Consider the following 6,588-nt stretch of genomic DNA (forward strand, 5'->3'; position numbering starts at 1 on the left):
TCATTCGCGCGCCAGCGCATCGATGGGGTCGAGCCGCGCCGCGTTGCGGGCGGGCCAGAAACCGAAGGCGACGCCGATCAGCGTCGAGCACAGGCAGGCGACCAGCATCGCCAGCAGCGAGAAGCGCATCACGATGATCTTCACGAACAGCGAGAAGGCGCCGCTGACCGCGAACGACAGCAGCACGCCGAACAGGCCGCCCACCACGCAGATCAGCACGGCCTCGATCAGGAACTGCTGCATCACGTCGGACTGGCGCGCGCCCACCGCCATGCGGATGCCGATCTCGTGGGTGCGCTCGGTGACCGACACCAGCATGATGTTCATCACGCCGATCCCGCCCACCAGCAGCGACACCACGGCCACCGAGAGGATCAGCAGGGTGAGCGTGCCGGTGGTCCGCTGCACCGTCTGCACGATGCTGTCACTGGAATTGGTGAAGAAGTCCTTGATGCCGTGGCGGCTGCTCATCAGTTTCGTGATGTTCTGCTCGGCGATGCCGTTCGGCACGCCGTCGCGGATGCGCACCGTGATGCCGTTGAGCCAGGATTGACCGGTCAGGCGATCGGCGGCCGTGGTGTAGGGGATGAAGACCTCGAGATCGGTACGCGGCCCGAACAGGCCGTCGTTGCGCGCGGTCACGCCGATCACCGTGCAAGGCAGCGAACCCACCAGGATGATCTGCCCGATCGGCTGCTCCCAGCTTCGGAACAGGCGCTGGCGCGTGTTGTCGTCGATCACCACCACCTGGGCGCGGCGCAGCACCTGGCTGGCGTCGAAGCGCTCGCCCTGCGCGAAGCGCGTGCCGTGCACGCGGAAATAGTCCTCGCCCACGCCGCGCACCGAGGCGCTGGCCTTGACGTTGGCGTGCTGCAGTGTCTGCGAGGAAGCCACCAGCGGCGTGGCGCTGTCCACGTAGAACTGCGCGCGCAGCGCGGCCGCGTCGGCGGCCGACAGCGTGTGGATCGAACGCGCGTTCTCGTCGCCCCAGTCACGGCCGGGACTCAGGTCGATGGTGTTGGTGCCGATCGCCTCGATCGCGGCCACCACGCTGCGCTGCGCGCCCTGGCCCAGCGCCACCACGGTGATCACCGCGGCGATGCCGATCACGATGCCGAGCATGGTCAGCAGGGTGCGCAGCCGATGCGTGATCATCGCGATCCAGGCGATCCGGAACGCCGCGCCGAGGCTGCCGGCGTGGATGCTGTCGGCGCCGCCGCGCGCGGGTGGTGGCGGCATCGGCGCGGCGTCGCCGGGCAGCACGGCGAGCGGCGTCGCGGGCTCGTTTTCGGTTTCGTCTTGCGCCGGGTTCGCCGTCTCGTCGCGTAGGCGATCGGCGACGATCTCGCCGTCGTTGATCTCGACCACGCGATGCGCATGCGCGGCCACGTTGCGGTCGTGCGTGACCAGGATCACGGTATGCCCGATCGCATTGAGTTCGAGCAGGATGTTCATCACCTCGCGGCCGCTGCGTGTGTCGAGCGCGCCGGTCGGTTCGTCGGCCAGGATCACCTCGCCGCCGTTCATCAGGGCACGCGCGATGCTCACGCGCTGCTGCTGGCCGCCCGAGAGCTTGGCCGGCGGATAGGCGCTGCGCTCGGCCAGCCCGAGCCGCGCCAGCAGCGCCCGCGCGCGCGCGAGGCGCGCCTGGCGCGCGGCGCCCGAATAGATCGCCGGGATCTGCACGTTCTCCTCGGCGCTCAGGTGCGGCAGCAGGTGGTAGCGCTGGAAGATGAAACCGAAGTGCTCGCGGCGCAGCCGTGCCAGCGCATCGCCGTCGAGGGTGCGCATCTCCTGGCCGTCGATCCGGTAGCTGCCCGAGCTGGGGCGATCGAGGCAGCCGAGGATGTTCATCAGCGTCGACTTGCCCGAGCCCGACTGCCCCGTGATGGCCAGCAGCTCGCCGCGACGGATCCGCAGGTCGATGCCCTTGAGCACCGCCACCTCGCCGTCGCCGAGCGCGAAGCGCCGCTCGACGCCGACCAGCTCGAGCAGCGGCGGCGCCTCGCGCGCGCTCACGTGCCGCTCCCCTGCTGCTGGCCGGCCTTGAGCGCCTGCTCCAGCGAATCGCCGACGATCACGCGCTCGCCCACCGCCAGGCCCGAGAGCACCTGCACGTCGGTGTCGTTCATCAAGCCGACGCGAATCTCGCGCGCCCTGGGCTGGCCCTGGTCGAGTACCCGCACCTCGTAGCGATCGCCGTCGATGCGCCGGCCCAGCGCCGCGCGCGGCACGCTCAGGGCGCCCGCGGCGCGGCCCAGCACGATCGAGACCTGGGCCGTCATCGAGGTGCGCAGCGTGTGTCGGGGATTCGCGACGTCGAACAGGCCGTTGTAGTAGACCGCCGTCTGGGTCTGCTGCTGCGATTGCTGGTATTGCGGCGAGCTGTCGGCGACGATCGATTCCGGCGCCGGCTCGATCGCCCTGAGCTGGCTCGCATAGGGCTGGTCGGGCGCGCCGAGGATCGAGAAATGCACCGGCAGGCCGGGCTTGACGCGCACCACGTCGGCCTCCGAGATCTTCGCGCGCACCGTCATGGTGTCGACGTTGGCGAGGATCATCAGCACCGGCACGATCTGCGCGGCCACCACCGTCTGCCCCGGCTGCGCCACCATCGCGATGATGTCGCCGTCCATCGGCGCGGTGATGCGCGTGTAGGACAACTGTGCGCGCGCATTGTCGACCTGCACCGCCGACACGGTGATCTGCGCGTTCAGCGAGGCCACGTCGGCCTTGGTGGTCTCGACATTGCCCTGCGCCACCTCGTAGTTGGCGCGCGAGCTGGCATCGTGCTGGAGCATGAAGGCCTGGCGCTCCTCCTCGTGCTGGTACTGCGTGAGCAGCGCGAGCTTCGAATCGCGCTGGGCGCGCGCGCTGTCGAGCGAGGCCTGCGCGCTGCGCAGCGCGTTCTGCTGCAGCACCGGGTCGATTTCCGCGAGCAGTTGCCCGCGCTTGACGTGATCGCCGAGCTTGACGGGAATCGACTTGATCTGGCCGTTGACCTGCGCGCCGATCGCGACCTGCTCGATCGGATGCAGGGTGCCCGTGGCGAGCACGGTCTGCTCCATATCGGCGCGCCTGACTTCCGCGCTCAGGTATTGCGCGGGCGCGGGCCCTCGCGCGGCGCGCCAGGCAAGCAGCGCGAGCAGCAGCACCGCGACGACCACACACGCCGCGAGCCAGGGCCTGCGTCGTGCGAACTGAACCGGGTTGGACATGGATGTCCTGACTGTGAAGACGCTCGACGCACGCGCCGCGCGCGCGGCCGGCCGAGCGCGCGCCACCGGCGGCCCTCGGGGCGGGCCGGTCGCGTCGACTCGATCGATATGCCGCGGGCACGCCGCCACCCGCCTGCCGGCGAGCGTGAACCGACCCGCCGCATGTGCATGCGGCGCATCGTTCATACGACGTAATGGGAGCCGCCGGCACGCGCCCTCGATGCGCGCCGGCGAGGCGAAATCAGTTGCCCATCTGCTGGCGCAGGCTGAGCGGACGCATGTCGGTCCAGACTTCGTTGATGTAGTCGAGGCAGACCTGCTTCGGGCCGGCCTTGCCGACGGCCTTCCAGCCGGCGGGAATTTCCTTGTATTCCGGCCAGATCGAATACTGCTCTTCGTGATTGACGACGACGGTATAGATTTCTTCGGTGGTTTCGCTCACAACACGTCTCCTTGCAAGAAACAACGCGGCGGAAATTCTCTCGGTAAATCCGCCCGGTGAATTGATCGTTCGCATCACGAATCAACGAATTCGCTGCGAACGCCGTGACTAGTTTGAACGCTTTGCGTGACAGCCATGCTGCATGGCCGAACGGCCGGGAATCGGCTGCCGGCCCACGGAAATTGCCGCGATTCCAAGGATTCCGTGGCCTGGTTCCATTCTGTTTTCGCGCCGTGATGGGATGTGAATTCGGTGTCTTTTACTCATCGACCCGGGTTTGCCCCGAGTCCTCCGACGTCACATTTTGAATCGATTGGACGCCTGAACAATTTCTCTTACCGTGAACAGAAGTTTGAACTACAATCCGTCCAAAATCAACGCCGCGTCACCAAAAAACCGCGCGCATTCGCTTCGAAAAATTCGCACTCCCGGACATGGCTGCGCGCATCTCGCGACGATCGTGCGGGCATCATCGAGGATGCTGCGAAAGCCGCACCGATTTCGCGCACAAGGCTGCTTTTTCTGTCTGTCCACCCCCCCGCAGAGCGGCACGGGATCCGAGGGAAAACCATGCAAGACAAGACGCGATTCGCCGAGGAAATACGTGACCATGTCTGTCACGAACTGCTGACCGACGAGCTCGTCGAACTCGCCTTCGATGCCGGACTCGAGCGCGATGCGGTGCTCGACATCCTGCATCCGCTGCTGGTGCGCCATACGCCCTTCCACGCGGTTCGCCTGCTGCACTCGGTGCTGCCCGACGCGCACCTGACGCTGAAGGTGCTGGACACCACGCTGGCCGCCCTGCGCGCGCTGCGCGGCGACGCCTGGCAGGCCCGCACGCTGCGCGACACGGTGCAGCGCGCCGCCGCCGAGCATGCGCTGGCGCCGGCCGACGCGCAGGCGATCTGCACCGGCTGGATGCTGTTCGGCACGTCCTCGCTGGAACTCTATTCGAGCATGCAGGCGCTGGGCCGCGAGCAGGTGTGCCGGCGCTGCGAGACCGCGCTCGAAGCGCTGCGCGCCGGCGTGCTGGTGAGCTGAACCATGATCGGCATCCTTGGCGGCATGGGACCGCATGCGGGCGCCTTGCTGGTGGAACGGCTCACTGCCCTGCATCACGCCGCGCGCCGCGACCAGGATCATCCGCGCGTGCTCCTCTACTCGAACAGCCAGATCCCCAACCGGGTGGACGCGATCCTCGGGCGCGGCCCCTCGCCGGTGCCCGAGATCGCCGAATCGCTCGACCTGCTGGCGCGCTGCGGCGCGCAGTTCGCGGCGATCGCCTGCAATACCGCGCATGTGTTCCTCGACGAGATCCGCTCGCGCGCGACGCTGCCCGTGATCGACATGATCGCGGCCACCAGCGAGCGGCTCGCGCAACTGGGCCTGCACCGCGTGGCGCTGCTGGCCACCGAGGGCACCGTCGCCAGCGGCCTCTACCAGCACCCGCTGGAGGCGGCCGGCATCGAGGTGGTGGTGCCCGACGCGGCGGGCCAGGCGCTGGTGTCCGCGGCGATCTACGATCCGCTGCGCGGCATCAAGGCCAGCGCCTCGCCGCTCGATGCGCGGATGCTCGGCGAACTCGCGCGCGTGTCCGAGACGCTGCTCGAAGGCGATCGCGCGCAAGCCCTGCTGATCGCCTGTACCGATTTGTCGATTGCCTATCGTCATCCCCTGCTCGCCGGCCTGCCCTCGCTCGATGCGCTCGACGAACTGGCCCATGCCTGCCTCGAGCGCGTGGGTATCGCGCGCGATGCCGCTGCCGATCCGTCCTCGCCGCACCGCCCCCAATCCCTGGAGATCCAATAAATGCCTTCGCGCGTGTTGCCCGTGTTGTGGGAAAAAGACCGCTGCCCCCTGCCCTCGCTCGACCTCACCTCGCCGGCCCTGCCGGCCGACACGCTGGCACGCTTCGGCGAGCAGCTGGCCGAGACCGGCGCGATCCTGCTGCGCGGTTTCGAGGTGGCCTCCACCGAGGCGCTGGCTCGCGCGGTCGCCGCGCTGGGCGGCAAGCCGATGCCCTATGTCGAGGGCAACTCGCCGCGCACCAAGCTCGACGCCGGCGAGGTCTACACCTCGACCGAGCATCCGCCCGAAGCCTTCATCTCGATGCACAACGAGCTGTCCTACAGCGCCAGCTGGCCCAACCGCCTCTACTTCTGCTGCGTCACGCCCGCGGCCAGCGGCGGCCACACCCTGCTGGCCTCCAGCGCCGCGATCCTCGCCGATCTCGACGCGGCGGTGCGCGACGAGTTCGAGGCCAGGGGCGTGCTCTACATCCGCAACCTGCACGGCGGCCGCGGCATGCAGCTCGGCCCGTCCTGGCAGGACAGCTTCGAGACCACCGAGCGCGCCGAGGTCGAGGCGCATTGCACGCGCCACCGGATCGAATTCGACTGGCGCGCCGACGGCGCGCTGCGCCTGCTCGCGCGCCGCCCCGCCAGCATCCGGCATCCGCTCACCGGCCAGCGCGTCTGGTTCAACCAGGCCGACCAGTTCCATCCCTCCACCAACAGCGCCGACGTCCACGAGGCGCTGCTCGAGGTATTCGGCGACGATCCCTTCGCGTTTCCACAGCACGCCGCCTTCGGCGACGGCGGCCCGATCCCCGACGCGACGCTCGCGCATATCCGCGAAGTCAGCGAGCGCCACACGCAGCGATTCGACTGGCAACGCGGCGACTGCCTGGTGATCGACAACCTGCTGGTCAGCCACGGACGTTCTCCCTTCACCGGCCAGCGCAAGGTGCTGGTGGCCATGAGCCTCTGATTCGTCGCCTGCTTCCGCCACGGCGCGGCTCGTGATACGGGCCGCGCCGTTTTTCATGGCGCATCGCATTGCGTTCCGTTTCCCGTTGCCTGCCCGTGCCGCGCTTCACGCCATCGGGCGCGCGGCCAGGACCCGGGCCGCCGCGCCCGCGGCGCC

At 68.6% G+C, this 6,588-nt stretch carries 6 protein-coding genes; 3 read left to right on the top strand and 3 right to left on the bottom strand.

The genetic code is table 11. The features are described from left to right. The 3 genes from BM43_RS33950 to BM43_RS33960 form a co-directional block, all read right to left on the bottom strand. On the bottom strand, positions 1-2,019 hold the full coding sequence (locus BM43_RS33950; RefSeq protein WP_036051430.1) for a MacB family efflux pump subunit: 2,019 nt from the start codon (positions 2,017-2,019) through the stop codon (positions 1-3). Next, positions 2,016-3,218, bottom strand: coding sequence for an efflux RND transporter periplasmic adaptor subunit (locus tag BM43_RS33955; RefSeq protein ID WP_036051428.1), 1,203 nt, complete (start codon positions 3,216-3,218; stop codon positions 2,016-2,018). Before BM43_RS33955 ends, BM43_RS33950 begins: the two co-directional genes overlap by 4 nt. A 241-nt stretch (positions 3,219-3,459) precedes the next feature. Further along, a complete protein-coding gene (locus BM43_RS33960; protein WP_036051427.1) occupies positions 3,460-3,660 on the bottom strand; it encodes an MbtH family protein in 201 nt (66 codons plus the stop codon). 570 nt (positions 3,661-4,230) lie between these two features. Here BM43_RS33960 and BM43_RS33965 point away from each other — a divergent pair. From BM43_RS33965 to BM43_RS33975, 3 genes are read left to right on the top strand one after another with little or no spacing between them, the layout of a single operon-like run. Continuing rightward, complete coding sequence (locus BM43_RS33965; RefSeq protein WP_036051426.1) at positions 4,231-4,704, top strand: hypothetical protein; 474 nt, start codon at positions 4,231-4,233, stop codon at positions 4,702-4,704. A 3-nt stretch (positions 4,705-4,707) separates the two neighbouring features. Then, a complete protein-coding gene (gene cuyB / locus BM43_RS33970) occupies positions 4,708-5,472 on the top strand; it encodes a cysteate racemase (protein WP_042286583.1) in 765 nt (254 codons plus the stop codon). Further along, complete coding sequence (locus tag BM43_RS33975) at positions 5,473-6,432, top strand: TauD/TfdA family dioxygenase (protein ID WP_052409290.1); 960 nt, start codon at positions 5,473-5,475, stop codon at positions 6,430-6,432. It begins immediately after the preceding gene. Positions 6,433-6,588 lie beyond the last annotated feature (156 nt).

Source organism: Burkholderia gladioli, from assembly GCF_000959725.1.
Taxonomy (GTDB): Bacteria; Pseudomonadota; Gammaproteobacteria; order Burkholderiales; family Burkholderiaceae; genus Burkholderia; species Burkholderia gladioli.